General features: G+C 63.7%; 23 protein-coding genes and 1 riboswitch. Of the genes, 16 read left to right on the top strand and 7 right to left on the bottom strand.

Going from position 1 to position 24,988, the window contains the following annotated elements; translation table 11 throughout:
* The first annotated feature begins 176 nt into the window (after window positions 1–176).
* The 3 genes from GBB11_RS01910 (at window position 177) to ffh (ending at window position 4,336) form a co-directional block, all read left to right on the top strand.
* Complete coding sequence (locus GBB11_RS01910) at window positions 177–515, top strand: P-II family nitrogen regulator (RefSeq protein ID WP_151548812.1); 339 nt, start codon at window positions 177–179, stop codon at window positions 513–515.
* A gap of 75 nt (window positions 516–590) precedes the next feature.
* Complete coding sequence (locus GBB11_RS01905; RefSeq protein WP_151548811.1) at window positions 591–2,666, top strand: [protein-PII] uridylyltransferase; 2,076 nt, start codon at window positions 591–593, stop codon at window positions 2,664–2,666.
* A 62-nt stretch (window positions 2,667–2,728) separates the two neighbouring features.
* Window positions 2,729–4,336, top strand: a complete 1,608-nt coding sequence (gene ffh / locus GBB11_RS01900; RefSeq protein WP_151548810.1) for a signal recognition particle protein — start codon at window positions 2,729–2,731, stop codon at window positions 4,334–4,336.
* A 120-nt stretch (window positions 4,337–4,456) separates the two neighbouring features.
* Here the strand turns inward: ffh and GBB11_RS01895 are convergent, their stop codons facing one another.
* Window positions 4,457–6,655: an acyltransferase family protein gene (locus GBB11_RS01895; protein ID WP_151548809.1), complete on the bottom strand. Its 2,199-nt coding sequence runs from the start codon at window positions 6,653–6,655 to the stop codon at window positions 4,457–4,459.
* A 383-nt stretch (window positions 6,656–7,038) separates the two neighbouring features.
* Here GBB11_RS01895 and rpsP point away from each other — a divergent pair, with 383 nt between their 5' ends.
* From rpsP to betT, 4 genes are all read left to right on the top strand, one after another.
* A complete protein-coding gene (gene rpsP, locus GBB11_RS01890) occupies window positions 7,039–7,518 on the top strand; it encodes a 30S ribosomal protein S16 (RefSeq protein ID WP_151528513.1) in 480 nt (159 codons plus the stop codon).
* Between the two features lie 154 nt (window positions 7,519–7,672).
* Window positions 7,673–8,179: a ribosome maturation factor RimM gene (rimM, locus tag GBB11_RS01885; protein ID WP_151548808.1), complete on the top strand. Its 507-nt coding sequence runs from the start codon at window positions 7,673–7,675 to the stop codon at window positions 8,177–8,179.
* Window positions 8,179–9,006, top strand: coding sequence for a tRNA (guanosine(37)-N1)-methyltransferase TrmD (trmD, locus tag GBB11_RS01880; RefSeq protein WP_151548807.1), 828 nt, complete (start codon window positions 8,179–8,181; stop codon window positions 9,004–9,006). Before rimM ends, trmD begins: the two co-directional genes overlap by 1 nt.
* Window positions 9,007–9,237: 231 nt before the next feature.
* The gene (betT, locus tag GBB11_RS01875) at window positions 9,238–11,412 is read left to right on the top strand and encodes a choline BCCT transporter BetT (RefSeq protein ID WP_151548806.1); all 2,175 of its coding nucleotides are present in this window, start codon (window positions 9,238–9,240) and stop codon (window positions 11,410–11,412) included.
* Here betT and GBB11_RS01870 read toward each other — a convergent pair.
* Entirely contained in the window at window positions 11,409–11,735 is a 327-nt protein-coding gene (locus tag GBB11_RS01870) for a hypothetical protein (protein ID WP_151548805.1), read from the bottom strand. The two genes, betT and GBB11_RS01870, sit on opposite strands and share 4 nt — an antisense overlap.
* Window positions 11,736–11,823: 88 nt before the next feature.
* Between GBB11_RS01870 and GBB11_RS01865 the strand changes: the two genes are divergently transcribed.
* Window positions 11,824–14,100: a Tex family protein gene (locus GBB11_RS01865; protein ID WP_151548804.1), complete on the top strand. Its 2,277-nt coding sequence runs from the start codon at window positions 11,824–11,826 to the stop codon at window positions 14,098–14,100.
* A 22-nt stretch (window positions 14,101–14,122) separates the two neighbouring features.
* Here GBB11_RS01865 and GBB11_RS01860 read toward each other — a convergent pair whose 3' ends face one another.
* From GBB11_RS01860 to GBB11_RS01840, 5 genes are all read right to left on the bottom strand, one after another.
* Window positions 14,123–14,908 carry a thiazole synthase gene (locus GBB11_RS01860; RefSeq protein ID WP_151548803.1) on the bottom strand — a complete coding sequence of 262 codons (786 nt, stop codon included), beginning with the start codon at window positions 14,906–14,908 and terminating at the stop codon, window positions 14,123–14,125.
* A 5-nt stretch (window positions 14,909–14,913) separates the two neighbouring features.
* Window positions 14,914–15,123, bottom strand: a complete 210-nt coding sequence (thiS, locus tag GBB11_RS01855) for a sulfur carrier protein ThiS (protein WP_151548802.1) — start codon at window positions 15,121–15,123, stop codon at window positions 14,914–14,916.
* A 17-nt stretch (window positions 15,124–15,140) separates the two neighbouring features.
* Window positions 15,141–16,274, bottom strand: a complete 1,134-nt coding sequence (thiO, locus tag GBB11_RS01850) for a glycine oxidase ThiO (protein WP_151548801.1) — start codon at window positions 16,272–16,274, stop codon at window positions 15,141–15,143.
* Entirely contained in the window at window positions 16,267–16,920 is a 654-nt protein-coding gene (locus GBB11_RS01845; protein WP_151548800.1) for a thiamine phosphate synthase, read from the bottom strand. Before GBB11_RS01845 ends, thiO begins: the two co-directional genes overlap by 8 nt.
* Window positions 16,912–17,017: riboswitch (TPP riboswitch) on the bottom strand. It overlaps the preceding gene by 9 nt.
* Window positions 17,018–17,030: 13 nt before the next feature.
* Window positions 17,031–17,948 (bottom strand): DUF1648 domain-containing protein, encoded by a 918-nt coding sequence (locus GBB11_RS01840; RefSeq protein ID WP_151548799.1) that lies wholly within the window; start codon window positions 17,946–17,948, stop codon window positions 17,031–17,033.
* A 229-nt stretch (window positions 17,949–18,177) separates the two neighbouring features.
* Here GBB11_RS01840 and rplS point away from each other — a divergent pair, with 229 nt between their 5' ends.
* The 8 genes from rplS (at window position 18,178) to GBB11_RS01800 (ending at window position 24,976) form a co-directional block, all read left to right on the top strand.
* Window positions 18,178–18,519 carry a 50S ribosomal protein L19 gene (rplS, locus tag GBB11_RS01835; RefSeq protein WP_018019112.1) on the top strand — a complete coding sequence of 114 codons (342 nt, stop codon included), beginning with the start codon at window positions 18,178–18,180 and terminating at the stop codon, window positions 18,517–18,519.
* Between the two features lie 198 nt (window positions 18,520–18,717).
* Entirely contained in the window at window positions 18,718–19,611 is an 894-nt protein-coding gene (gene lepB, locus GBB11_RS01830; RefSeq protein ID WP_225979091.1) for a signal peptidase I, read from the top strand.
* Window positions 19,612–19,630: 19 nt separating this feature from the next.
* Window positions 19,631–20,272, top strand: a complete 642-nt coding sequence (locus GBB11_RS01825; protein WP_151548798.1) for a ribonuclease HII — start codon at window positions 19,631–19,633, stop codon at window positions 20,270–20,272.
* On the top strand, window positions 20,269–20,574 hold the full coding sequence (locus tag GBB11_RS01820; RefSeq protein ID WP_151528524.1) for a DUF2469 domain-containing protein: 306 nt from the start codon (window positions 20,269–20,271) through the stop codon (window positions 20,572–20,574). The genes GBB11_RS01825 and GBB11_RS01820 overlap by 4 nt, the downstream gene beginning before the upstream one ends.
* Before the next feature lie 208 nt (window positions 20,575–20,782).
* A complete protein-coding gene (locus tag GBB11_RS01815; RefSeq protein WP_151548797.1) occupies window positions 20,783–21,202 on the top strand; it encodes a YraN family protein in 420 nt (139 codons plus the stop codon).
* On the top strand, window positions 21,189–22,715 hold the full coding sequence (locus tag GBB11_RS01810; RefSeq protein ID WP_151548796.1) for a YifB family Mg chelatase-like AAA ATPase: 1,527 nt from the start codon (window positions 21,189–21,191) through the stop codon (window positions 22,713–22,715). The genes GBB11_RS01815 and GBB11_RS01810 overlap by 14 nt, the downstream gene beginning before the upstream one ends.
* Window positions 22,712–23,902 (top strand): DNA-processing protein DprA, encoded by a 1,191-nt coding sequence (dprA, locus tag GBB11_RS01805; RefSeq protein WP_151548795.1) that lies wholly within the window; start codon window positions 22,712–22,714, stop codon window positions 23,900–23,902. The genes GBB11_RS01810 and dprA overlap by 4 nt, the downstream gene beginning before the upstream one ends.
* A 192-nt stretch (window positions 23,903–24,094) precedes the next feature.
* A complete protein-coding gene (locus GBB11_RS01800) occupies window positions 24,095–24,976 on the top strand; it encodes a tyrosine recombinase XerC (protein ID WP_151548794.1) in 882 nt (293 codons plus the stop codon).
* Window positions 24,977–24,988 lie beyond the last annotated feature (12 nt).

Raw genomic sequence — 24,988 nt, 5'->3', positions numbered from 1 at the left:
CGGTGCCGCCGACGCAGACTATGAGAAATAACTACACTTCGTAGGTACAACCTATTCACGCGGCGCTGGCGCCGCGTGCACGGCGAAGGCGCGGAGCGCATCGACCTCATACGAGGCCAATCGATGACAGCTCGGCGCGGACACCGATACCGCTATCTCCAAGGAGTGACTGTCCCATGAAGCTTGTTACCGCCATCGTTAAGCCTTTTACTCTCAACGACATTAAAGAAGCCCTCTCCCAGATCGGCGTGCTGGGCATGACCGTGACCGAAACCCAGGGTTACGGCCAGCAGAAGGGCCACTCTGAGGTCTACCGTGGCGCCGAATATGCCATCGACTTCGTGCCGAAGATCAAAATCGAGACCATTGTGGATGATTCCCAGCTCGATGAGGTTCTCGATACCATCGCCGGGGCCGCCCGCACTGGCAAGATCGGCGACGGCAAAATCTGGGTGAGTCCGATCGACCAGCTCGTGCGCGTGCGTACCGGCGAGCGCGGCTCCGACGCCCTGTAAATTTACGCCGCTATTTTCTCTAGCCTCCGGGCCCACATGTGTTGGGTACCGGGGGCTGTTTTTATGCTGATGACTATGAAGCTCTCCCATACCGCCGCTGTGTTCCGCAGCGACACCCTCGATTTCGTGCACCAGACGGTAGCCACGGTGCAGGTGCCCCCAGGATGTGCTCTCGCGGCCACCGGTTCTTTCGCGCGCGGAGAAATGACGCCGCATTCCGATCTCGATCTGGTGCTGCTCATTCCCGATGATTTCGACGGCGATCTTTCCGAGGTGTGGTATCCCATTTGGAATTCGCGCATCGCCCTTGACCACAGCGTGCGCACCACCGCCGACTGCCTCTCGGTGCTGGCCACCGAACCCAGCGCCAGCCTCGCCTTGCTGGATCTATGCCATGTCAGCGGCGATGAGGAGCTCAGCGCCTTCACCATCCGCGCGGTGCGGCACCGTTGGCGGCAAGTGCTGCCGCGCAAATTCGACCACATCGCCGATGAGGCCATTAAGCGCTGGCGGCGCTCGGGCTCGTGCGTGTCCATGACTCGGCCGGATCTGAAAAACGGGCACGGCGGGCTGCGCGATATTGAGTTGCTGCGCGCGCTCGCCCTCGGCAATCTCGTGGACGCCCCCGATCTTTCCCGCGAGCGCCGTTTGCTTATCGACGCCCGCACGCTGCTGCACACCGCCGCCCGTCGGCATCGCGATGTCCTCGACCCCGAGTTCGCCGTGGACGTGGCCGATAAGCTCGGCTTTACCGATCGTTATGAGCTGTCCAGCGCCATCGCCGAGGCCGCCCACAACGTGGATGTGGCCCTGACGCGGGCCCTCGATAGCGCCCGCGATGTGATCACCCGCGTCCCGCTGACCCGCAGCCGCCGCCAGCCGGTGGACTTAGATGTTTTTGCCCAAGGCGATCACGTGTCCTTGGCGCGCGATACTAACTTCGAGGATCCGGGCCTGCCGCTGCGCGTTGCTGCTGCAGCCGCCCGCCACGGGCTGCGGGTGTCCACGGCCGTGTGGTCCTCGCTGCGCACTTGCCCGCCGCTGCCGGAGCCGTGGCCAAAGCCCTCAGTCGAGGACTTTTTTACCGTCCTCTCCAGTCCCGAGCACACCCTCGAGGTGGTGCGGTCGATGGACCGCTTTGGATTATTCAGCCCGCTCGTGCCGGAGTGGGAGAGAGTGCGGGGGCTCATGCCCAAAGAACCCACGCATATTCACACCATCGACCGCCACTCCATAGCCGTGGTGGAAAACTGCGCCAGCGAAACCATCGCGGCGGCACGCCCAGACCTGCTGCTTCTGGCCGCGCTCTTCCACGACATGGGCAAGCGCTGCGGCCGGCCGCACGCCATCGTGGGCGCGGAGATGGTGGTGGCACAAGCCCAGCGCATGGGTTTCGCCGCGGCCGATGTGGAGGTGCTGCGCACCTTGGTGCTCGAGCACACCACCCTCGCGGAATTGGCCACCACCACGGATGTGAGTAGCGAGGATAGCGTCGATAAGCTGCTCGATGCGGTGCACTACGATCAGCTCATCCTCAACCTTTTGGCGCTGTTGACCAAGGCAGATGCGCGCGGCACTGGGCCGGGGGTATATAGCTCCACGCTGGCCTATGGCATGGACATTCTCGTGCGCAATGCCGAGCGGATGCTCACCTGTGTTGTGCCGCAGCCGCCGCAGATTGAGCAGGTAGAGACCATCGAGGTCGTGCGCCGAGGCGCGCACTACCGGATCCTGGCGCGTATTCCGAACCGCGCCCAGCTGATGACGCTGTTGGCCACCGTTCATGCCAGCGGCCTGCGGCTGCGCAAAGCCGGCGTCAATGGCGACTGCGTGGCCCTCAAGGCGCGACCGCGTTTCGGCGCGGAACTCGACATTCAGCATTTTGTGCAGTCCTATAAGTCGGGAGTACACACCACCTCGCCGCAGGTGCACACCTCCATGGTGGCCACCTATTGGTATGGCCGCACCGTGGAGGTGCGCGCGCCCGATGTGCACGGCATTCTCGGGACGCTATTGAGCGTGCTACCCGAGGTGGAGTGGCTGAGCCTGCGCCGGCCCGGTGCTACCTGCATTGCCCAGTTTTGTCTCGCCGGCGAGTATGACTCCGCGCAGATCGAACGTGACGTGACGCGCTGCCTGCTCAACGGCTAGCATAAAGCCGGTATAGGTAATGTATAGCGAGACAAGACGTACATCTAGGGGAGAAACTTTTCGTGTTTGAATCACTATCAGACCGGCTCACAGGGGCGCTTAAGGATCTACGCGGCAAAGGCAAGCTCACTGAAGCTGATATTAATGCCACCGCCCGCGAGATCCGGCTGGCGCTGCTCGAGGCGGACGTCTCGCTGAGTGTGGTACGCGGCTTTATCAAGCGCATCAAGTCCCGGGCAACCGGCGCGGAGGTTTCTAAGGCGCTCAACCCAGCGCAGCAAGTGATCAAGATCGTCAATGAGGAACTCGTTGACATTCTCGGTGGGGAGACTCGCCGGCTGAACTTGGCCAAGAACCCGCCCACGGTGATCATGCTCGCCGGTTTGCAGGGTGCTGGTAAAACCACCCTGGCCGGTAAGCTGGCCAAGCACCTCGCCGGACAGGGGCACACCCCCATGCTGGTGGCCTGCGATCTGCAGCGCCCCGGCGCCGTGCAGCAGCTGCAAATCGTTGGTGAGCGCGCCGGTGTGCCCACCTTCGCCCCCGATCCCGGCACTGCCCTCGGCAGCGAGCACGAGATGGGCACCTCCCATGGCGACCCCGTGGAGGTAGCCCGCCAAGGTATCGCTGAGGCCAAGCGAGCTCAGCACGACATCGTGATCGTGGATACCGCTGGTCGTCTCGGTATCGACGAGACGCTGATGACGCAGGCCCGCAATATTCGCGATGCCGTGAACCCAGACGAAGTGCTCTTCGTCATCGACGCCATGATTGGTCAGGATGCGGTGCATACCGCCGAGGCCTTCCGCGATGGCGTGGACTTCACCGGCGTGGTGCTGACCAAGCTGGACGGCGATGCCCGCGGTGGTGCGGCGCTGTCGATCCGTGAGGTCACCGGCAAGCCGATTATGTTCGCCTCCTCCGGCGAGAAGCTCGAAGATTTCGATGTCTTCCACCCGGAGCGCATGGCCAGCCGCATCCTCGGCATGGGCGATATGCTCTCCTTGATCGAGCAGGCCGAGCAGAAGCTGGACCAGGAAGAGGCGATGAAAACCGCCTCCAAGCTGGGCACCGGAGAGCTCACCCTAGAGGACTTCCTCGATCAGATGCTCATGATCCGCCGCATGGGGCCGATCGGCAACATCCTCAAGATGCTGCCCGGTGGTTCCCAGATGTCGCAGATGGCCGACATGGTGGATGAGAAGCAGCTTGACCGAATCCAGGCCATCATCCGCGGCATGACCCCCGCCGAGCGCGAGGACCCAAAGATCCTCAACGCCTCCCGCCGCAAGCGCATCGCCACGGGCTCCGGTGTGGCCGTTTCGGAAGTGAACCAGCTGGTGGAGCGCTTCTTTGAGGCGAAGAAGATGATGAGCAAGATGGCCGGCCAATTCGGCATGCCGGGCATGGGCGGCGGCCGCTCGGCCACGAAGAAGAAGCCGAAGGGGCGCAAGAATAAGAAGGGCAAGCGCACCAACAAGGGCAAAAACCGCGGGCCGAAGCGGGGCGCAATGCCCGGAATGGGTGGCGGCATGCCCTCCCCAGAGGAATTGGAGAAGCTACAGCAGCAGATGGGCGGCATGGGCGGCGGCTTCCCCGGTATGCCGAAGATGCCGAAGGGCATGGAAGATATCGACCTGAGCAAGCTGGACTTCGGTAAAGGCAAGTAGTTAGCTCGGCTGCCGCGCCGCTGCGGCCCGATAACTCACAGGCGGCCTGGACTTCCCTTGAGGAGGAGTGCAGGCCGCCTGATGCTGTCTGTGTGCCCGTCGCGCCCAGGGCGAGGGCGCCTAGCGCATGTTCACCGGATCGTTTTCATCGAAGAAGGTGGTGGTGGGGGTGGCGTCCGGATCGCCGAGCTTGTCGGGGTCGATATCGGCAAACATCTTTTTCAGCTCGGCCCGCAGCTTCTCTTTCAGGGTGTAGGCATAGGCCTCCGAGATGTGGTTGCGATCGCGGTAGACGTAGACATTGCCGATCACCGGCGGGCAGAAGTCCTCCTCGCAGAACCAATCAGCGGTATCCACCGAGCGCATATTGTCGAAGCCGTCCAGGATCTCCTTGGCGGGATCCTCCTCTGCATAGACGAGGTCTCGGTCCACGCCGCACTCTTCAGTGCTATTGCCCTGGGCCATGCACTGGGTGCGGTTGAAGGGCGAACCGTCCTCATTCCAGCCCCAGGGATTATCGCGCAGGCCCAAGAAGGGGATACCGGCCTCGTCCAGCAGCTCCCACACCCGCTCATAATCATAGGGCACATGGTCGGGGCCCTCGCCGCTCAAGAACTGCGGGCGGGTGGAGGTGGAGAGCACCAGATCCGGCTGGGCTGCCAGCAGCAGATCCAAGGACTTGTGGTTATAGCGGGCGCACGTATTCTCTGGGTCGTATTCGCCCTCGTATTGCAAAAAGAGCGGGCAGCCCTGGCGCAGCTGCGGGATGATCCGCCACCCCTCTTCCTTGGCGATGTCGATGAGTGCCGAGGAATATTGCTCGGCGTGGCTGCCGCCCACCAAGTAGATGGTTTTGCTGAAATTATCTAATTCGCCATAGGCACAGGGCCCATCCTCGCCATCGGGATTGGAGGCGGTGGTGGGAAAGTAGGCCGGGGGCTGGGAAGAAAAGGCCATGCAGCGATCCCAGCCGATCTGTGGGTAGAGATCACCAATCAGCTCCGGATCCGGCTGCGGGTCCACATCCTGCGGCACAGTCGCCCCGCTGAGTGCCAGCGCCCCGGGATAGAGCTGCGGGTCTAGGGTCTGCTCCTCGGCGTTGCTGAGCTGCTGGTTATAGGCCGGTGCCATGGACAGCAGCAGGATGAATACGGTGGCCACGCTGGCGCCGCCCAGCCCCCGCAGTCGCGCCGCCGAGTTATTCTGCATTGCTTGGAAGGCGCTCCACGCCACATACTCATCACTCATCGGGCGGGAGCGGTGCTGGCGCAGCGGCTTTTCCACGAGGGTGTAGGTGAGATGGGCCAGCACTACGGACAGGGCGATCACCGCCACGCCCAGCACGATGCTGGGCTCGGTGAGGTCGAAGTAGATCACCGAGAGGATCAACAGCGGCCAGTGCCAGAGATAGAGTGAATAGGCGATATCGCCGAGCCAGCGCATGCTGCGGCGGCTGAGCAGAGTCGATACCGGGCCGGAGCCGAGGATGATGAACACCGCACCGCCGAGGGGATAGAGCGTCCACGGGCCGGGGAAGACCTGCGCGCCGTCGAAGAGCAGGCCGGTGCTGAGCACCATGAGCAAGCCCAGCACCGCCAGGGCGGAGCGCAACTTCTCATTCAGCTGGATCCTGTGCCCATAGATGGCTAGGACGGCGCCGAGGGTGAGCTCCCAGGCGCGGGAGAAGGTGGAATAGTAGTTGAGGCCCTGATCTTGGTTGTGCAGAATGCATGCATAAATAAAGGAGGTCAGGGTGATGAGAATGAGGATGGGCCCCGCCACCGTGGATACCCGGGTGCGGCGCAAGCGCAGCAGGCGCAGCAGCGCCAGCAGGCCCAGCGAGAGCAGGATGGCGGCCACATAGAATTGGCCCTGCACGGACATGGACCACAAATGCTGCAGCGGGCTGACGCTATCCGAGGCCACGTTATAGTCGGCGTCTTGGGTGGCCAGCTCCCAGTTTTGGTAGTACAGCAGGCTGGCGAGCAGCTGCTTGACCAGCGTGCCCTCCTTCAGCGAGGGCACCATCCACCACACCAGGCCCGCCACCGAGAAGAGCACCACCACCAGCGCCGGCACCAGCCTGCGGATGGTGCGCCATAGCGGCCACCATGGATTAAGGGAGGCGCGCATGCGCTCGGCGTAGCGCAGCTGCGAGCCGAGGAAGAAGTAGCCGGATAGCAGCAGGAAGACGTCGACGCCGCCGGAGACACGGCCGACGAACACATGGAAGATCACCACAAAGGCGATAGCGACACCGCGCAAACCGTCGAGGTCGTAGCGATATGACACCGATTTCAGCGCATTGCTCTCAGACACTGGGTGAACTCGACTCCTTAGATGCTCATCTTTTCCGCCCAGCTTAAGCCGACCGAAAAAATATACAGTGACAAGGTCTAAGCCTGTGGCAGCGGGCTGATATCGACTGTTTAGCCTACCGACTGCGGGCGCGTTTGACGAAAAGACACCAGCGCTGCGGGGCCGCGGATGGAGGGGCGCAGTACTTAAGCGTGGGTTGTGTCTGTCGAGGGGACTCAGGTAGTATTCTTCGAGTTGTCTGCGGTAACTGCCAGTCCCCGAGTACGTCTCGCCTGGCGACCCCATGGTGTCACCCGCAGGTAAATCCAAGGGTTGAACCGGCGCCCACCATCTGTGTAGGCGCGTCTGTACTGCCTAAGTGACAAGAAGAAAAGGAGCCATACATGGCTGTCAAGATTAAGCTCGCCCGCATCGGTAAGATCCGCACCCCGCAGTACCGCGTGGTTGTGGCTGATGCTCGTACCCGCCGCAACGGCAAGGTCATCGAGAACATCGGTATCTACCACCCCAAGGAGGACCCCTCGGTCATCCGCATCGATTCCGAGCGCGCTCAGTACTGGTTGGGCGTGGGCGCCCAGCCGACCGAGCCGGTTCTCGCCCTGCTGAAGGTCACCGGTGACTGGCAGAAGTTCAAGGGCATCGAGGGCGCCGAGGGCACCCTGAAGGTTGCCCCGGAGAAGAAGTCCAAGCTGGAGCTGTTCAACGAGGCCCTCTCCGAGGCCAACAACGGTCCGACCGCCGAGGCCATCACCGAGAAGAAGCGCAAGGCCAAGGAAGAAAAGGACGCCGCTGAGGCCGAGGCCAAGAAGAAGGCTGAGGAAGAGGCTGCCAAGGAGGCCGAGGCTGAGGAGGCTGCAGAGTAAACTCTGCGCGCTTTTCGACGCCAGCCGCACCGCGCCCCGCACATTGTGCACAGGGAAAGCGTGGTGCGGTTTTCTCATGCGCGAGCCGCCTTGGCGCGGGGCGCGGGTGGCCGCTAGTTCACCCACGGCAGAAAGGGCTTTAAACTACACAATCATGGATGAGAAGCTGCAGATTGGGCGCGTGATCAAATCCCACGGCATTAAGGGAGAAGTGATCATCGACCCCACCACCGATGTTCCCGAGGAACGCTTCGCCATCGGCGAGGTGCTCGAGGGGCAGCAAACTGGGAAAACCCTTGAGCTCACCATCGCCGCGGCACGAGTGCATAAGGGGCGGCTGCTGGTGAAGTTCGAAGAGATCGCCGATCGCACCGCGGCCGAGAGCCTGCGCGGTATGCGATTTTTCGCTGAGCCCCGCGAGGAGGACGAGGACGAGGGCTTCTACGATCACGAGCTCGAGGGCCTGCGGGTCTACGTCGATGGCGCACACATCGGCGAGGTGCTCAGCGTCGAGCGCGGTGTGGCCCATAACCTGCTGAATATTCGGCTCAGCAGCGGCGGCGAGAGCCTCGTGCCTTTTGTTGAGGCGATCGTGCCCGAGGTGGATCTGGAGGACGGCAGTATCACGCTGACCCCGCCGGAAGGGTTGTTGGATCTCTGATGCGTCTCGATGTTCTCAGCATTTTCCCCGGCTATGTGGAGCCGCTTCGCCACGCCCTGATTGGCAAGGCGATTGAGCACGACATCGTGCAGGTCGGCGTGCACGATCTGCGGCAGTGGGCCAGCGGCAACCACAAGGCGGTGGATGATTCCCCCTATGGCGGCGGCCCCGGCATGGTGATGAAACCAGAGGTGTGGGGGCCTGCGCTGGATGATGTCGCCGCCGGTACCGGCCCCGCCGCCGAGGTGGAACTGCTCAGTTCAGCCCAGCGGCACGTGCGTGGGCCGGCCGTGGTGGAGCAGGACTATGAGACAGTGGCGGAGCAGCGGCCCCTGCTCATCGTGCCCACCCCGGCAGGCCGGCCTTTTCAGCAAGCCGATGCCGAGCGTTGGTCGAGGGAGAGACATATCGTGTTTGCCTGCGGCCGCTATGAAGGCATCGATCAGCGGGTGGTGGAAGATGCCCGTCAGCGCTATCGGGTAGAAGAAGTCTCCATCGGTGATTATGTGCTGGTCGGTGGGGAAGTGGCGGTGCTCGTGATGGCGGAGGCGATCGTGCGACTGATCCCCGGGGTGCTGGGCAATAAGAACAGCCACGAGGATGATTCCTTCTCCACTGGTCTGCTGGAGGGGCCGAGCTACACCAAGCCCCGGAGTTGGCGGGGACTCGATGTTCCCGAGGTGCTGTTCTCCGGCGATCATGCTCGGGTGGAGAGATGGCGGCGGGAGCAGGCGCTGCAGCGCACCGCGGAGCGTCGCCCTGATCTGCTCGAGCACGTGGAGCTTAGCGCCGCTGATCGCGCATTTCTCGCCGAGCTGAATCCTTAACATGCGCCGGTGTGCTGCGACGATAATATTGCCCTCTCAACCTGATGTCGGCGGTGGGGTCTACACTGTTATTCGCCATACCCCCGTGGGCGCGGCGCGCCAGAGAGAATTCTGTGGCGTCGCGCGGAGGTGGTGCGTGCTCCTGCGTCGCTAGGCGGGGCGGGGTCTCGCAGCCCCAGTGCGGGTGTGTGCGTGCACGAGATCAACGCCATCGATAACGAGAGTTGCGAGATGTCTTCGAGCAATACCCCTAGGACCTATAAGCAGACCACCCAGCCGCACGAGGAACCGACGAATCGCCGCGCCATCGTGGGCACCTATAGGGCGGGCACCTTTGATAGCGGCGGCCGGCCACCGAAACCGAACTGGGTGGTGTTCATCACCTCCGGTATCGGTGTGATCCTGGTGTCCATCTGGGGATTGGTGAATAAGGATTCCGCGGAATCCACCCTGAACACCGTCACCGGCTGGATCACCTCCAATTTCGGCTGGTTCCTCATTCTCACCGTGGCGGCCGCCCTAATATTTATGCTGTTCATCGCCTGCTCGCGGGCTGGGTCCATCAAACTTGGCCCGGATCATGCCCGGCCGCAGTACTCGCTCTTTTCCTGGTCCGCGATGCTTTTTGCGGCCGGTATCGGCATCGGCTTGATGTTCTACTCCGTGGCGGAGCCCATTAACCAGTACTATGGCCCGCCCGAGGGAGAGGGAGAAACCGCGGCCGCTGCCCGCGATGCGGTGGTGTGGACCTTCTTCCACTACGGCATGTCCGGCTGGGCGCTCTACGCGCTGCTTGGCATGGCCTTCGGCTACTACGCCTACCGGCTCAATATGCCTTTGGCGATTCGCTCCGCCCTCTATCCGATTCTGGGCAAGCGGGTGCACGGGCCGATTGGAGACGCCGTGGATATCGCCGCGATGCTCGGCACGGTCTTTGGTGTGGCCGCCTCCCTCGGCATCGGCGTGGTGCAGCTGAACTTCGGGCTGCAGTTCCTCTTCGGCATCCCTGAGGGGCACGCCGCCCAGATTGGTCTGGTGACCGTGGCCATCCTCGCCGCGACTGTCTCGGCGGTGGCCGGGGTGGATAAGGGCATCAAGCGCATCTCCGAGATCAACGTCTATCTGGCGCTGCTGCTCATGGTCTATGTGTTGGTCACGGGCAAAACGGCCTTTCTTTTCGACGCCATGATGCAAAACATCGGCGATTACCTCACCAAGCTCCCGAGCTGGACGTTTAGCTCCTTTGCCTATTCCACGACGCCCGCGCAGACCGGGGAGTGGATGCAAGCGTGGACCCTGTTCTTCTGGGCATGGTGGGTGGCATGGGCGCCCTTTGTGGGGCTCTTCTTGGCGCGTATCTCCCGCGGCCGGACGCTGCGCCAGTTCATCGTGGGCACCCTGGTTGTGCCCTTTACCTTCACCGCGCTGTGGGCCTCCATCTTCGGCAATACCGCCCTCGATAGGGTGATGGGCGGCGATACGGAATTCGGCCTGCTCACCAACGACAATCCGCAGCAGGGCTTTTTTGTGCTTCTCGACGCCCTCCCGTACGGCTCCGTCATGGTGGCTCTATCGCTGGTGGTGGGCATGCTGTTTTTCGTCACCTCCGCGGACTCCGGGGCGCTGGTGATGAGTAATTTCGCCTCGCATGTCACCGACTCCCAACAGGATGGCGCCAAGTGGCAGCGCGTGTTCTGGGTGGCCGTGGTGGGGCTTTTGACCGTGACGATGCTGCAGATCAACGGCATTTCCGCGCTGCAATCCGCGACGATCGTGATGGGTATTCCCTTCGCCATCGTGGTGTATCTCCTGATGTTCGGCCTGAGCAAGTCCTTGCGCCTCGAGGTATTCGAGCAGCAGTCCCGAAAGGTGGCCCTGCACTCGGCGATCTCCTCGCGGACCGGCAGGAACTCGGAGGAGGATTGGCGCAGCCGCATTCAACGCGCGTCTACCTGGCCGGATCAGCAACGCAGCCAAGAGTATGTGGAAACGATTGCCCGCCCCGCACTCGAAGACGTGGCCACCCAGATGCGGGAACAGGGCATCGATGCGCTGCTGACCACCTCAGAAGTAGAGGGAACGGGGATCAACCAGCTCGACTTGTTGGTGGATTTCGGTACCGAGGAGAAGTCCTTCCGCTACCAGATCTATCCCGTGCGTGAGCTCAGCCCCGGCTTCGCCCACACCACCGAGACCGTCTACTACCGGCTCGAGGTGTTCTCGCAGAGCGGCTCGCTGGGCTATGACGTCTATGGCTATACCCGCCAGCAACTGATCTCGAATCTCTTGGATCTCTACGACCGGCATCTCGAGTTCCTCCACATGCAGCAATATCTGCCCGGTGGATCGGATCACTCAGATAATGCCTCGTTTGTGGATCAGTGGCCGGCGGAGGACCAGCACTAGCGCCAGGCGCAGGCCGCGCTCACACCCGGATCGATCTCCCCGGTGCCGCTGGAGCCGTACCACAGAGTATCCTCGGCGAAACAGCTCATCACCTGCTCTGTGCGCAGCGGCTCGGCGGCATGTACGACCACGCGGTAGAGGGTGCCCGGCCGTCCGCCCGCTTCGTTGAGCAGCATGTTATCCGGCTCGCAGGACAAGGACACGGCTTCGGTGTGCAGCGAGACCAGCCCAGCGATGCGGGAGGGGACTAGCTCGCTCGCGGCAAGGAGGACATCAGGGGTGCAGAAGACGTGCAGATCGGCGTAGTACATAGCTTTTATCATGCCCCTTCGGCAGCGCGGCTGTCTCGCCGCCGCACTCGCCTCAGTCCACCAGCCCGCGCGGGTGTGTGCGATTGCTAAACTGGCGCGAATGATTGCTCGCACTATCGCTGAAGAACTGGGGCTGAAGCCCAGCCAGGTGGAAGCCACCATCGCGCTTTTAGATGAAGGCAACACCGTGCCCTTTATCGCCCGCTATCGCAAAGAGGTGACCGAGGGGCTCGACGATTCTCAGTTGCGCCTCCTCGCCGAGCGGCTGAGCTATCTGCGGGAACTGGCTGAGCGCAAAGAGACCGTGCTCGCAGCCATCGCGGAACAGGGGAAACTCACCGACGCGCTGCGGGCCCAGATCGAGGCCGTGGACACCAAGGCGCGCCTGGAGGATCTCTATCTTCCCTATAAGAAGCGCCGCACCACCAAGGCAGATAAAGCGCGGGCCGCCGGAATCGAGCCGCTTCTCGACGCTATTCTGGCCGAGCCCACCCAGCCGATCGATACCAGCGCTTATACCAGCGCGGACTATCCCGGGGAGAAGGAGATCCTCGACGGTGCCCGCGCCATCCTCATCGATCGCTGCGCCCTGAATGCCGATCTGGTGGGCGAGGTGCGAGAGCGCGTCTTTCGCCAGGGCGTGATGAGCGCCAGCGTCGTGGAAGGCGCGGAAGGAGCCGGTGCGAAATACAAGGACTACTTCGACTTTTCCGAGCCGCTGAGCAGCCTGCCGAGCCACCGCATCCTAGCGTTGTTGCGCGGGGAGAAGGAGGGCATTCTCAATCTCACGATCGAGGCAGGAGAGGATGCCGACTATGAGGCCATGGTGGCCGCTGCCATGGATATCCCAGTGTCCCACAATGCGTGGCTGAAGCAGGCGGTGCGTTTCGCGTGGCGCACGAAGCTCTATGTCTCGGCGTCGCTGGATGCGCGCATGAGGCTGAAGGAGATCGCCGAAAAGGGCGCCTTGGAGGTCTTTTCCACCAATCTGCGCGATGTGCTGCTCGCCGCCCCGGCTGGGCAGCGGGCCACGCTCGGGATGGACCCGGGCTACCGCAATGGCGTGAAGGTGGCGGTGGTCTCGGCCACTGGGGCGGTGCTCGCCACCACGATCGTCTACCCGCACCAGCCGCAGAACCGCTGGGACGCCGCCCGCGCCGAGCTGGCCGGGCTGTGCGCCGAGCATGGGGTGGAGCTGATTGCGGTGGGCAATGGCACCGCCTCCCGTGAAAGCGACAAGCTGGCCCACGAGATCGCAGACATGATCGCCGCGGCGGGCGGTAGCCGCCCCACCCCGGTGGTGGTCTCCGAATCGGGTGCCTCGGTGTATTCCGCCTCCGAATTGGCGGCCGCGGAATTTCCCGAGATGGATGTTTCGCTGCGCGGGGCGGTCTCGATCGCCCGTCGCCTGCAGGACCCGCTGGCCGAGCTGGTGAAGATCGACCCGAAATCCATCGGTGTGGGGCAATACCAGCATGATGTGAACCAGGTGGCGCTGGCCCGCAGCCTGGATGGAGTCGTGGAGGCCGCGGTAAATGCCGTGGGCGTGGATGTCAATACCGCCTCGGTGCCGCTGCTGGAGCGCGTCGCCGGGATCTCTTCCACCGTGGCGCAGAATATCGTGCACTATCGCGACCAGGAGGGCGCTTTCCGCTCTCGGGCGCAGCTGAAGAAGGTGCCACGGCTCGGCCCCAAGGCCTTCGAACAGGCCGCGGGCTTTCTCCGCATCCACGGGGCTACAGACCCCCTTGATGCCTCCGCCGTGCACCCCGAGGCCTATTCCGTGGCGCGCCGCATGGCCGAGTCCACGGGCTTGAGCGTCGGCGAGCTCATCGGCAATAGCCGCGTGCTCTCCCGCCTGGCACCCGCCGATTTCGCGGATGATCGCTTCGGTGTGCCCACGGTGAGCGATATCCTCGCCGAGCTGGACAAGCCCGGCCGCGATCCCCGCCCCGAGTTCGCCACCGCCCGCTTCAAGGAAGGCGTGGAAAAAATCAGCGATCTCACTCCCGGCATGGTTCTCGAGGGCACGGTGACCAATGTGGCGGCCTTTGGCGCCTTCGTGGATGTGGGCGTCCACCAGGACGGTCTCGTCCACGTCTCGGCAATGGCCCATCGCTATGTCTCCGACCCGCATGAGGTGGTGCGCTCCGGACAGGTGGTGCGGGTGAAGGTGCTGGATGTCGATGTAGACCGCAAGCGCATCTCATTGACATTGCGGCTTGACGACGACGCCTCGCACCCAGCCACCCCAGCTGCAGGTGGATCTGGGTCTGCCGCGAAGCCCCGGCGGCGCCCTAGTGGCAAGCGGGGCGGCGCGCAGCGTCGCAGCGACCAAGGCTCCATGGCCGAGGCGCTGAAACGCGCCGGGTTCTAGGAGAAGCGGGCTGCACGCTGCCCTAGAGGACGGTGTCCTCCCAGCTGGCCAGCCCCTCAAACGAGGAGGAGGCCTGGGCGTGGCGGCGCTGCGGGATCCGGCCCGCGGCGCGGGCATGGGCGCCCGCCTGCACGGCGAGTTTCATCGCGGTGGCCATGGCCACCGGATCCTGGGCTCGGTTGACCGCCGAGGCCAAGAGCACCCCCGCGCAGCCCAGCTCCATGGCGCGGGCAGCATCCGAGGCCGTGCCTACCCCTGCATCGAGCAGCACCGGCACCTGGGCGCGGGAGCAGATCAGCTCGAGATTGTGCTCATTGACAATGCCCAGTCCCGTGCCGATCGGGGAGCCTAGCGGCATCACGGCATGCACCCCTACATCCTCTAAGCGTTGGGCAACCACCGGATCGTCCGAGGTATAGGCCATCACCGTGAAGCCATCGAGCACGAGCTGCTCACAGGCATCGAGGGTTTCCACCACATCGGGCAGCAGGGTGTGTTCATCGGCGATTACCTCCACCTTGATCAGATCCGTGCCCAGGGCCTCCCGGGCGAGGCGCGCGGTGAGCACGGCATCACGGGCGGTGCGACACCCGGCCGTATTGGGCAAGGTGGCGATACCCAGTCGGGAAAGCAGCTCGAAAATAGACTCCCCGCTGGTGTTGGTGCGCCCAGCGTGGCGTCGCATAGCCACCGTGGTCACCTGCGTGCCGGAGGCGAGAAGCGCCTGTTCTAGGATGTCCTGGGAGGTGGCCCCGCCGGTGCCCATGATGAGGTGCGAGGAAAACTCGTGTGCGCCAATACGCAGCATAAAAACTAGCCTCCTTGGGCGGCGGTGAGGATATCGACGGTGTGATCGGCGGAGAGCGTATGCTCGCCCCACTCTGCCGCCGGCACCACGGTGGCGTCCACGGCCACGGCGATGCCCGCGGTCTCCGCGGAGCCGGTGTGCTGCCGCACTAGCTCGGCCACGGTGATCGGGGAGGAGAAGCGCTGGGGTGAATCATTGATGGTCAGGGTGAACATAGGGGTGGATATACTCCTCACAACGTGCTGGGTCGTTCGTGCCGATAAGGGTTGCAGTGCTCGAGATCCTGTGGCTCGCCGCCTTCCACGAGCTCGAGCGTGCGGCGCGCCGCCCAAGAGCTGAGCAAAATGCCGTGCCGGAAATAGCCGGTAGAGACAATGAGATTGGTGATGCGGGCACGGCCCAGATAGGGCAGATCATCCGGTGAGCCGGGCCGTGCGCCGGTGGCTGCCTCGATAAGCTCACATTCTTCGAGCCCAGGCATGATGCGGATGGCGTCGCGAAGCAAATCATAGACCGCCCCCACCTTGGGCTCTTGCAGATGATCCTCGCGGGTGCTCGCGCCAATAGCGATGGTCTGATCCACGGCGCGCGGAATGATGTAGACGGGGCGATCCTCCACGAAGCCGCGTATCACCTTGGTGCACAGCGGCTGCAGGTGAGCAGGCACCCGCACGCGCAGAATATCGCCGTAGACCGGGCGCAGCTGCACCGGATTATCCCAGCCGGTGATTTCCCCCACGCCCAGCCCGGCGGCAAGAATCACCTGCTCGTGCTCATCCACCGCATAGGTGGCGGCGCTGGTGTGCAGAGCCTGCACGCGCTCTGCGGCGTCGAGATGAGTCACCGCCTCGGCACGAAGCTCCACCCCGAGCGTGCGACAGGCATCAAGCAGGGCGCGGGCGCAGACGCGAGGATAGATCTGAAAATCCCCAGGGATGCTCACCGCACCCGTCAGGCGCGGGCTCAGCGCCGGCTCCTCGCTGCGGGCCTGGCGGGTGGTGATGCGGGCGGCACGCATCTCGAAAGCGTGTTGATATAGCGCGAGCTCTTCCACATGCTGGCCATCGGCGTGATCGGCGGCCACCACCAGGGTGCCGGCATCATCGAATCCCAGCGGCAGCTCGGTGTGCGCGGAGAGCTCCGCCACGAGCTCCGGCCAATACCGGGCCGCATCCTTCATGAGCGGAAAGAGTGCCTCTTGGCGGTACTGCACCTCCGCCACCGGGGCCAGCATCCCGCCCGCATAGTGGGTGGCCCCCGAGGCGGGGGAGGTATCGAAAAGCCGCACCTGATGCCCGCGCCGCGCAAGACTAAAAGCAGTGCTCAGGCCCACAATTCCGGCGCCAATGATCGTCACCTTAGACATGGCTCAACCCCCGCAGCACCTGCTGCACGGCCGCGCCGGGATCGGGAGCATGATGCAGGGCGCGCACCAGCGCGACGCCGGCCACCCCGGTGGCGCCAAGCTCGGCGGCATCGCCGGGCTGGACATCGCCGATGGCCACCACGGGCAGGGTGGAGAGCTCTACCAGCTCCGGATAGCCCGCTAGACCAATGGGGGCGCGACCGGAATCCTTGGTGGGGCTGGGCCGAAAAGGCCCGCAGCCGATGTAATCAATCACCTCGGCCACCTCATTCGCGGCGGCGACGAGCTCGCGGGTGCCGGTGGTCAGCCCGATGATGGCGTCGGGGCCAAGCAGGGCGCGGGCGGCGCGGACGGGGATATCGTCTTGGCCGAGGTGCACTCCCGCAATCGGCGCGCCCGCGGCACGGGCCGCCAGGGCCACATCAACGCGGTCATCGACGAGCGTGCGCGTTGTCGGTGCCACCTCGTGCACAGCGTGGGCCACGGCGCAGGAAAGATGATAGAGATCGCGGGCAGAAATAGGCTTCGAGCGCACTTGCACGACGCCCGCGCCGGCGCGAGCGCAGCGCACCGCCGTGTCCACGACCCGCACGGGATCGTCGGCGGCGGTGACCAGATAACAGCGATAATCAACGGTGTCGCCCATAGGCATGCTTCCTTCGTCGGTGCTAACCACAGCAGGTTCTAGCGGTGTGTTCTCAGCCTCTCGCCACTGCGGCGATGAGGCACCCGCGCATGGGGATTAGTGTACGCGCTCTAGGCGCTCGTGTTGCTCGTTTCGCTGAGACGAGCGTTGATCTCCGCGGCGATCTCTGCGGCCTGCCCCTCGGGTACCACGATGGTCGCGCGCTGCTGCTGCAGGTGCACGCGCACCGCATTGCCGGGGCCGGGGATAACGAAGAGGTCCGAGCCATTCTGGTTGATTCCATAGCCGCCACAATCCCAGAAGCCGACGTGGTCGATAGTCTCGACCTGCTGTATCTCCGAGTAGGGAAACACCATGAGTTCGGGGGAGCGGAGGATCAGGGCGGCGTCGTCAAGCTCGATGCGCGTGCGGCTGCCGAGACTCGCGGTGGCGATGATGATCCCGAGGACAAAGATCATGGTGGCGGGGGAGATGAGCACCAGCAGCAGGGAAAGAAGCAGGAGGAGGAGTGTTCCCCATGGGATGCGGCGGGTGGTTTCTTCCCAGACACGGGGCGCAGACTCGACGCGCAGCGGCGCTATTGTCTGGCGGCGCACCCAGCCACGGAGTAGTGCTGCGAGAAACACCGAGAGCAGCATCGTGATCAGACCCGGCAGCCACGCCGTGCGCACCGTCGCGAGCTCTGTCTCATTGAGACCGCGTTGGGGCAGCAGGACATCGAGGAGTAGCGCCAGCATGAAACCAGACGACAGCACCGCCGCCGCGCCGAGGCCGCATACCCGCCGCCGGACCGCCAGTTCGCCCAAGAGCAGGGCGAGGGGGCCGAAGAGCCCCGCCAGAATAAGAATTAGCGGCAGTGGAGAACCAAAGTTATTGGGCGGGCCGCTCAGGCCCCAGTGCGTGGCGATGGACGCGGGAAGCTCGGGCAGCAGCGCGAGCAGAATCCACACTAGCCCAGGTAGCATAATTGCCAGTGGCAGCAGCAGATAGGCGATCACGAAAGGTCTACGGGGCAGCTGGGACCTCATGCCATAGAAGTATAGGAGCGAATGGGGCTGGTGGGTGCGCCACGCATGGAGAATACGGCGTGGCGATCATTTGTTATTGCTGGCTGAGCATGGCATAATCTCGAAAGTTGTCTGCCTCATTGATGGCAGCTTCTGTCACTGTCTCGGATACGAACCAGCCGAGCGCCCCGGCACGTGGGGAAAAGCCGCTAGGTTCCTCTATTCAGCACAAGATTCAAAGGATTGTTTCATGAACATTCTCGACAAGGTAGATGCAGCATCGCTGCGCGACGATATCCCGACTTTCCGTCCCGGTGACACCGTGGACGTGCACGTGAAGATCATCGAGGGCGGCAACCAGCGCGTCCAGGTCTTCCGCGGCGTTGTGATCCGTCGCCAGGGCGGTGGCATCCGCGAGACCTTCACCGTCCGCAAGGTGTCCTTCGGCATCGGTGTGGAGCGTACCTTCCCGGTGCACTCCCCGAACATTGATCACATCGACGTGATCACCCGCGGTAAGGTCCGCCGTGCGAAGCTCTACTACCTGCGCAACCTGCGCGGTAAGGCTGCCAAGATCAAGGAGCGCCGCTAGTACTAGCGCGTCGCCTCTGGCACCGGCCGTCGTCCCCTTCGTGGTGGGCGGCGGCCGGTCTGTTTTTATCCCTGCGCCCGCAGAATAAGGCAGCGCGGAGCAGGCCATGGTGCGGGTGCCGGCTGCATTTTTTGGCTCTGCGCAGCGCCGGATTGTGGTGGCTAGGGCTGTCGCGTCCGGCTGCTAGTATTTATCCCTATGACTGAGCGCCCCGATCACGAGCTAGACGCGACCCCCTCCGATTCGCCGACGCCTCCGGCTGCGTCGAAGGACGCCACAGCCGGCAGTTCCGCTCACTCGGATCAGCCTCAGCCCCAAGACGGCGAGGACACCGCAGCAGACACAGCCGCCGAGGACACCACCGCGGCGGACACGGCTGCCGAGGATGACGCGGAGGATGAGGAGGACGATGGCGGCAAGCCGTGGTACATCGAGATTCCTCTCGTCATCGCCGTGACCCTGGTGATCGTCTTCGTGCTCCAGACCTTCGTGGGTCGGGTGTATCTCATTCCCTCGGCGTCGATGGAGCCTACCCTGCACGGCTGCCCCGAGTGCACGGGGGACCGCATTGTGGTGGACAAGCTCACCTATGACTTCACCAAGCCTGAACAGGGCGATGTGGTGGTGTTTAAGGGCCCGGAGTCTTGGAACCAGAACTTCGTGTCCACCCGCTCGTCGAATACCCTCATTCGCGGCCTGCAGAATATCGGCGCGTTTGTGGGCGTGGTCGCCCCAGATGAGAATGACATGGTCAAGCGCATCGTTGCCACCGGTGGACAGACCGTGTCCTGCCAAGAAGGCGATCCCGGCGTGATGGTCGACGGCACGAAGGTGGATGATTCCTATGTGCTTGATCCCCCGACCTATCCGGTGGATAGCGCCAATGGCTCCGATGCCTGCGGTGGCGCCTACTTCGGCCCCGTCGAGGTGCCGGAGGGGCACTACTTCATGATGGGCGATAACCGCACCAACTCGGCCGACTCCCGCTATCACCTCGGCGACCAGCACCAGGGCACGGTGCCCGAGGAGAACATCATCGGCAAGGTACGCTTCATCATCCTGCCGCTGTCCCGCATTGGCGGCGTCGACTAGCCCAACGCCCCACAGCAGCGTGCGGAAAAAGAAATACCTGCGCACCTACGAGGCAGAGCTCACTGCAGCCGGCCTTGGTCCAGTCGCAGGCGTTGACGAAGCGGGGAGGGGAGCCTGCGCCGGCCCGATCACCATCGCTGCCTGCGTGCTCCCCGATCGGCCTCTGCGCCCCTTAGCGGAGGTCACCGATTCCAAGAAACTCACCCCAGCCGCCCGCGCTCGGCTGGCGCCGCTGATTAAACACCACGCCCTGGCGTGGTCAGTGATCCACATTTCCGCCGCCGATATCGATGCCCGCGGCTTGCAACATGCCAATATTTCCGGAATGCGGCGCGCCATCTATGCCCTCGATATCGCCCCTGGATTTGTGCTTATCGACGGCTACCGCGTGCCCGGGCTCGCCCGGCCCAGCCTGCGCGTGATCAGCGGCGACGCCGCGGCGCGCTGCATTGCGGCGGCCAGCGTCTTGGCCAAGCATGAACGAGACGCCCTCATGCTCGAGCTCGATGAGCGCTATCCCGGCTATGGACTGGCCGGGCATAAGGGCTATGGCACGAAACTCCACATGGACGCGGTGCGCCTCAAAGGACCCAGCCCAGTTCATCGCTATAGTTACAGAAACATTCAGGAAGCTTGTAGCACGTGGAAGGAAACGCGATGAGCGCCGAAGAGCTGGAAAACTACGAAGCAGAAGTAGAGCTGAGCCTCTACCGCGAATACCGCGATGTGGTGAGCCAGTTCTCCTATGTGGTGGAAACCGAGCGTCGCTTCTACCTCGCCAATGCCGTGGAGCTCATCCCGCACACCGAAGGCGCCGAGGTTTACTACGAGGTGCGCATGTCCGATGCGTGGGTGTGGGATATGTACCGCTCCGCTCGCTTCGTGCGCTTCGTGCGCGTCATCACCTTCAAGGACGTCAACATCGAAGAGCTGGATAAGCCAGAGATGATGATGATCGATTAACAGCTGAGCCGCCGCCGTGCTCATAGCCTCGGCGGCACCGAGTAGTACTGCACTCTGTGGATAGCGCACCCCGCTATCCACAGATTTTTTCTTATCTTTCTTCTTTCCCTGCCGGATGCTCGATCGGGAATCACACTAGGGGCGCATCCCCGCCACAGCGAGGCGATGGTCCCTATACCTCTGAATCGACACCTGAAGGCAGAATTCGATGACACTAGCTACGTCCAGCGACGGCTCCCTGACCCCACACCAGCGCCCGCCGCGGCCCGCCGCGGCCTCCTCCGCGCACAACGCGCGGATCGGCCGTACCGGAGAAGAGCATGCCGCACGGCTGTATGAATCCACCGGCGCCCGCGTGGTGGCCCGCAACGTGCGCTACCGATGCGGCGAGATCGATCTCATCGTGGAAGATCTCGACGGCACCATTGTGTTTGTGGAGGTCAAAACCCGCACCGGCACCCACTACGGTGGGGCGGAGGCCGTGACGGCCCGCAAATTACACCGCATGCAGCGCGCGGCGCTGCGCTGGCTCGAACGCAAGCCCTATACCCCGATTCGCTTCGATGTCGTGCTCATCAGCCCCGCGGGCGTGGAATTGTTCAGTGGGGTGGACCATGGCGCTCGCTAAGACGATCTCCGCCGCCTTCGATGGCGTCACGGCATTTAGCGTGACGGTGGAAGCCCACATTGGCCCCGGCCTGCCGCGCACAGACATAGTGGGGCTGGGCGATACGGCCATTAACGAGGCCCGCGACCGCATCCGCACCGCCGTGAAAAATAGCGATCTGCCATGGCCCAAGACACGGATCATCGTTAATCTCTCGCCGGCGAATGTGCGCAAGTCCGGCGCCCAATGCGATCTAGCCCTCGCCATGGCGATATTGGGGGCGCGCACTGCCACGCCACTGGAACACACCATGTTCCTCGGCGAGCTCGGACTCGATGGCCAGCTCAAACCCTGCTGCGGCATCCTTCCCATGCTGCGCGCAGCCGCCGAGGTAGGGGTGAAAACGGTGGTGATTCCCCGTGCCCACGCGCGGGAGGCCGAACTCATCGATACTCCCTCGGTACTGGTGGCCGATACCCTCCGCGAGGTCTATGACTGGATCAACGGTAGCGGTGGGCTACAGCGGATAAGCCCCACCGAGCACACCGCACAGTCGAGCCGCTCCACGGTCGATCTTGCGGATATTGCCGGCCAGAAGGAAGCGAAGCACGCCGTCGAGGTGGCCGCTGCTGGGGGACACCACCTCTTTCTCGTGGGGCCGGCCGGCTCCGGAAAATCCATGCTGGCCGCAGCGCTGCCCTCCATCCTGCCGCCGCTGAGCCGCCACCAACAGATTGAAACCACGGCCGCGCATTCTGTCTCCACCCACGGCTGCGAGGACATCATCACCCGTCCGCCGCTGATCGCCCCGCACCATAGCGTCAGCAGCGCTGGATTGATCGGCGGCGGCTCCGGGAAGGTGAAACTCGGTGCCATCTCCTTAAGCCATAATGGCGTGCTTTTTCTCGATGAGGCCAATGCGATCGCCGCATCCGTGCTGGATAGCCTCCGCGTGCCGCTGGAAAACGGCGCCGTGGTGCTCAACCGCAGCGACAAGGTCGTCACCCTGCCCGCCAGATTCCAGCTAGTCCTTGCCGCTAATCCCTGCGCCTGCGGGGCGGATAGCGATTCCGCGTGTACCTGCAGTGGTGCGGCCCGCGCCCGGTATCTGAACAATATTTCCGGCCCCATCCGCGATCGCATCGACGTCATCGCCCGCACCCACCGGGTAGGCGGGGTGCTTAGCGATCACAATTCCGAAACCTCCGATACCGTGCGCCAGCGCGTCGCCGTAGCGCGGGAGATCGCGGCCCGGCGCTGGGCCCCGGTGAACCCTCACGGATGCACGAATGCTGTGATTCCCGCGCCGCTGCTGCGACGACACTATGCCGCGGACGAGGAAGCCATGGCCTATGTGGGGGCCTTTTTGAGTGCGGGGGAGATCTCCCAACGCGGGGTGGATAAGGCCCTGCGGTTGGCGTGGACGCTCAGAGACCTCGACGACACTGGTGCCGGCGCCGCCGCGCGGCCCACCCTCGACCACATGGCCCGTGCTCTAGAACTGCGCACCGAGGAAGGAAAACTACAGCGATGAAAAACTCCGAACGTTTCCACGCCTGGGTGTATCTCAACTACGTTCTCGAAGGCCCCTCCCGGGCCCTGCACGCGTTGCTAACAGCAGGGCACAGCCCTGAAAAAATAGCGGCCGGCATTCGCCACGGGGAGCAGTGGGTGGGCGTCCTCTCCCGCAGTGCCGAACGGCGCGCGCACTTCTGCGAAGAACACGAACTACTGCGGCAGGCTAAGCAGCTGCAGACCCGCTTTATCTGCCCCGATGATCCGGAGTGGCCCCGGGAACAACTCGATCGCGCATTCGGCTTCGCCGCCTCCGGCACCTCGGAGCATCTGCGAAGCTATGCGGCCGATGCTGTTGCACCCCATGGCCTATGGGTGCGCGGCGGTGATCTCTCTGCGGCGGTGGCGCGCTCGGTGGCGATCGTCGGTACCCGCGCTATGAGCTCCTATGGGCAGCGCGCGAGCGGAGAGATCAGCCGCCAGTTAGCCGAGCAGCACTGGACCATCATCTCCGGCGCCGCGCTGGGGGTAGACACTGCCGCTCATACCGCGGCCCTCGACGCTGGGGGATGCACCGTCGCCGTCGGCGCCCACGGGGCGGGACGCTGCTATCCGGCGAAAAACACGGCCCTTATCGAGCGCATCGTGCGCTCCGGCGGTTGCTGGGTGAGTGAATACCCGCCGCTGACCCCGCCGGCGCGGCATCGCTTCCTCACCCGGAATCGGCTCGTGGCAGCGCTCAGCGCAGGCACTGTGGTGGTCGAAGCCGGCTGGCGTTCCGGCGCGCTGAATACGCTGGCTTGGGCGCAAGGGCTCGGCGCTGTCGCCATGGCGGTGCCCGGCCCCATCACTGGGGCGGGCTCCCTTGGTTGCCACGACAAAATCAAGCGCGGCGATGCGCAATTGGTTGTCAGTGCGGCCGACATCATGGGGCTGGTGGGCAGGATCGGGGAGGTCGACGTGGATGGGCAGTGCGAACTGGCCTTTCCCAGCGACCCGATCCAGCAACTCAGCCGCAATGAACTCAGGGTCTATGACAGCCTGCCCTGCCGTAGCGATCAGAGCCGCACGGCAGCCCAGGTGGCGGAGAGTGCTGGGCTTAGTGTGGCGCTGACAGTGCATCTTCTGGTGGAGCTGCAGCGCCGCGGACTCGCCCATAGAGACGGCGTGAACTGGGCAAAGAGGATTTCTGGAAAAATAAAATAAAAAAGTTTTACCCAAGGGGTTGCGCATTAGGTATGCCTTAACTTACGATACAAGGGCAGCCTAAGTTAGAAGTTAGCGGGTTCGGGCTGACTCCCGCTAATAGCTAAGCTGTGCACTATGGGTGAACATCAGCGCTCAGCGGAGACGTCGAATACTCCTGTCGCGACGTCTCCGCTAGCGTGTTCTCATACTATGGCTCCAGCATTCACTGTCGCTCTTGACGACTACTGCGATCACCTCTCCTATGTCGGCGATCGATCCACCGCCACCGTCCGTGGCTATCGCTCCGATCTTGTGGGCTATCTTTCTCGACTACGCACGTGGTCGGACTTTAGTCTCAGCACCATGCGCCTATGGCTGGCCGAGGCGCTCGAGCAAGGGCTCTCGCGGGCAAGCATGGCCCGTCGCACCGCCGCACTGCGCTCCTTTTCTACCTGGGCCTACAAGGCTGGCTATATCTCGACGGATGTGGGCCATAAGCTCCACACCCCGAAACCGGGGCGTCATTTACCCACCGTCGCCAGTGTTGCCCAAGCTGAGGAGCTATTGAGCGACTTGCCCACCGACACCCCGGTGCAGCTGCGCGATAGGGCGCTGCTGGAGCTGCTTTATGCCTCCGGTATGCGTGTGGCCGAGCTGTGCGCGCTCGATAGGGAGAATCTGGATATCCCGGCGGGGAAGGCCACGGTGACGGGTAAGGGCAATAAACAGCGGGTGGTGCCCTTTGGGGCGCCCGCGCGCCGCGCGCTCCGCGAGTGGCTGGAGCGGGGTCGCCCGCAGCTCACCCAGCCTAAGGAGACAGCGCTCTTTGTGGGCGTGCGCGGCAAGCGCATCGATCAGCGCCAAGTGCGGCGCGTCGTCGAAGCGCTCACCCTCGAGGCCGGTCTGGCGCCGCTCAGTCCGCACGAGATTAGGCACAGCGCCGCCACCCACATGCTCGATGGGGGAGCGGACTTAAGAGAAGTGCAGGAACTGTTGGGGCACGCCTCCTTGCAGACCACGCAGATCTATACCCACGTCTCCACGGCGCGATTGCACGAGGCCTTCCGCCACGCCCATCCCCGGGCGGACTAATGTAGTGGCCGT

Source organism: Corynebacterium sp. 74A (assembly GCF_008930665.1).
Lineage (GTDB): Bacteria > Actinomycetota > Actinomycetes > Mycobacteriales > Mycobacteriaceae > Corynebacterium > Corynebacterium megadyptis.
Note: the sequence above shows the minus strand (reverse complement) of the source record. Positions and strands in the feature narration are given on the sequence as shown.

Coding starts and splice junctions, on each gene's coding strand:
- rplS (WP_018019112.1), top strand. CDS start 18,178: ATGAACATTCTCGACAAGGTAGATGCAGCATCGCTGCGCGACGATATC.
- GBB11_RS01860 (WP_151548803.1), bottom strand. CDS start 14,908: ATGCTGCGTATTGGCGCACACGAGTTTTCCTCGCACCTCATCATGGGC.
- GBB11_RS01870 (WP_151548805.1), bottom strand. CDS start 11,735: ATGATAAAAGCTATGTACTACGCCGATCTGCACGTCTTCTGCACCCCT.
- GBB11_RS01810 (WP_151548796.1), top strand. CDS start 21,189: ATGGCGCTCGCTAAGACGATCTCCGCCGCCTTCGATGGCGTCACGGCA.
- thiO (WP_151548801.1), bottom strand. CDS start 16,274: ATGTCTAAGGTGACGATCATTGGCGCCGGAATTGTGGGCCTGAGCACT.
- GBB11_RS01910 (WP_151548812.1), top strand. CDS start 177: ATGAAGCTTGTTACCGCCATCGTTAAGCCTTTTACTCTCAACGACATT.
- thiS (WP_151548802.1), bottom strand. CDS start 15,123: ATGTTCACCCTGACCATCAATGATTCACCCCAGCGCTTCTCCTCCCCG.
- GBB11_RS01840 (WP_151548799.1), bottom strand. CDS start 17,948: ATGAGGTCCCAGCTGCCCCGTAGACCTTTCGTGATCGCCTATCTGCTG.
- rimM (WP_151548808.1), top strand. CDS start 7,673: ATGGATGAGAAGCTGCAGATTGGGCGCGTGATCAAATCCCACGGCATT.
- dprA (WP_151548795.1), top strand. CDS start 22,712: ATGAAAAACTCCGAACGTTTCCACGCCTGGGTGTATCTCAACTACGTT.
- GBB11_RS01800 (WP_151548794.1), top strand. CDS start 24,095: ATGGCTCCAGCATTCACTGTCGCTCTTGACGACTACTGCGATCACCTC.
- GBB11_RS01865 (WP_151548804.1), top strand. CDS start 11,824: ATGATTGCTCGCACTATCGCTGAAGAACTGGGGCTGAAGCCCAGCCAG.
- GBB11_RS01820 (WP_151528524.1), top strand. CDS start 20,269: ATGAGCGCCGAAGAGCTGGAAAACTACGAAGCAGAAGTAGAGCTGAGC.
- lepB (WP_225979091.1), top strand. CDS start 18,718: ATGACTGAGCGCCCCGATCACGAGCTAGACGCGACCCCCTCCGATTCG.
- betT (WP_151548806.1), top strand. CDS start 9,238: ATGTCTTCGAGCAATACCCCTAGGACCTATAAGCAGACCACCCAGCCG.
- GBB11_RS01905 (WP_151548811.1), top strand. CDS start 591: ATGAAGCTCTCCCATACCGCCGCTGTGTTCCGCAGCGACACCCTCGAT.
- GBB11_RS01815 (WP_151548797.1), top strand. CDS start 20,783: ATGACACTAGCTACGTCCAGCGACGGCTCCCTGACCCCACACCAGCGC.
- rpsP (WP_151528513.1), top strand. CDS start 7,039: ATGGCTGTCAAGATTAAGCTCGCCCGCATCGGTAAGATCCGCACCCCG.
- trmD (WP_151548807.1), top strand. CDS start 8,179: ATGCGTCTCGATGTTCTCAGCATTTTCCCCGGCTATGTGGAGCCGCTT.
- GBB11_RS01845 (WP_151548800.1), bottom strand. CDS start 16,920: ATGGGCGACACCGTTGATTATCGCTGTTATCTGGTCACCGCCGCCGAC.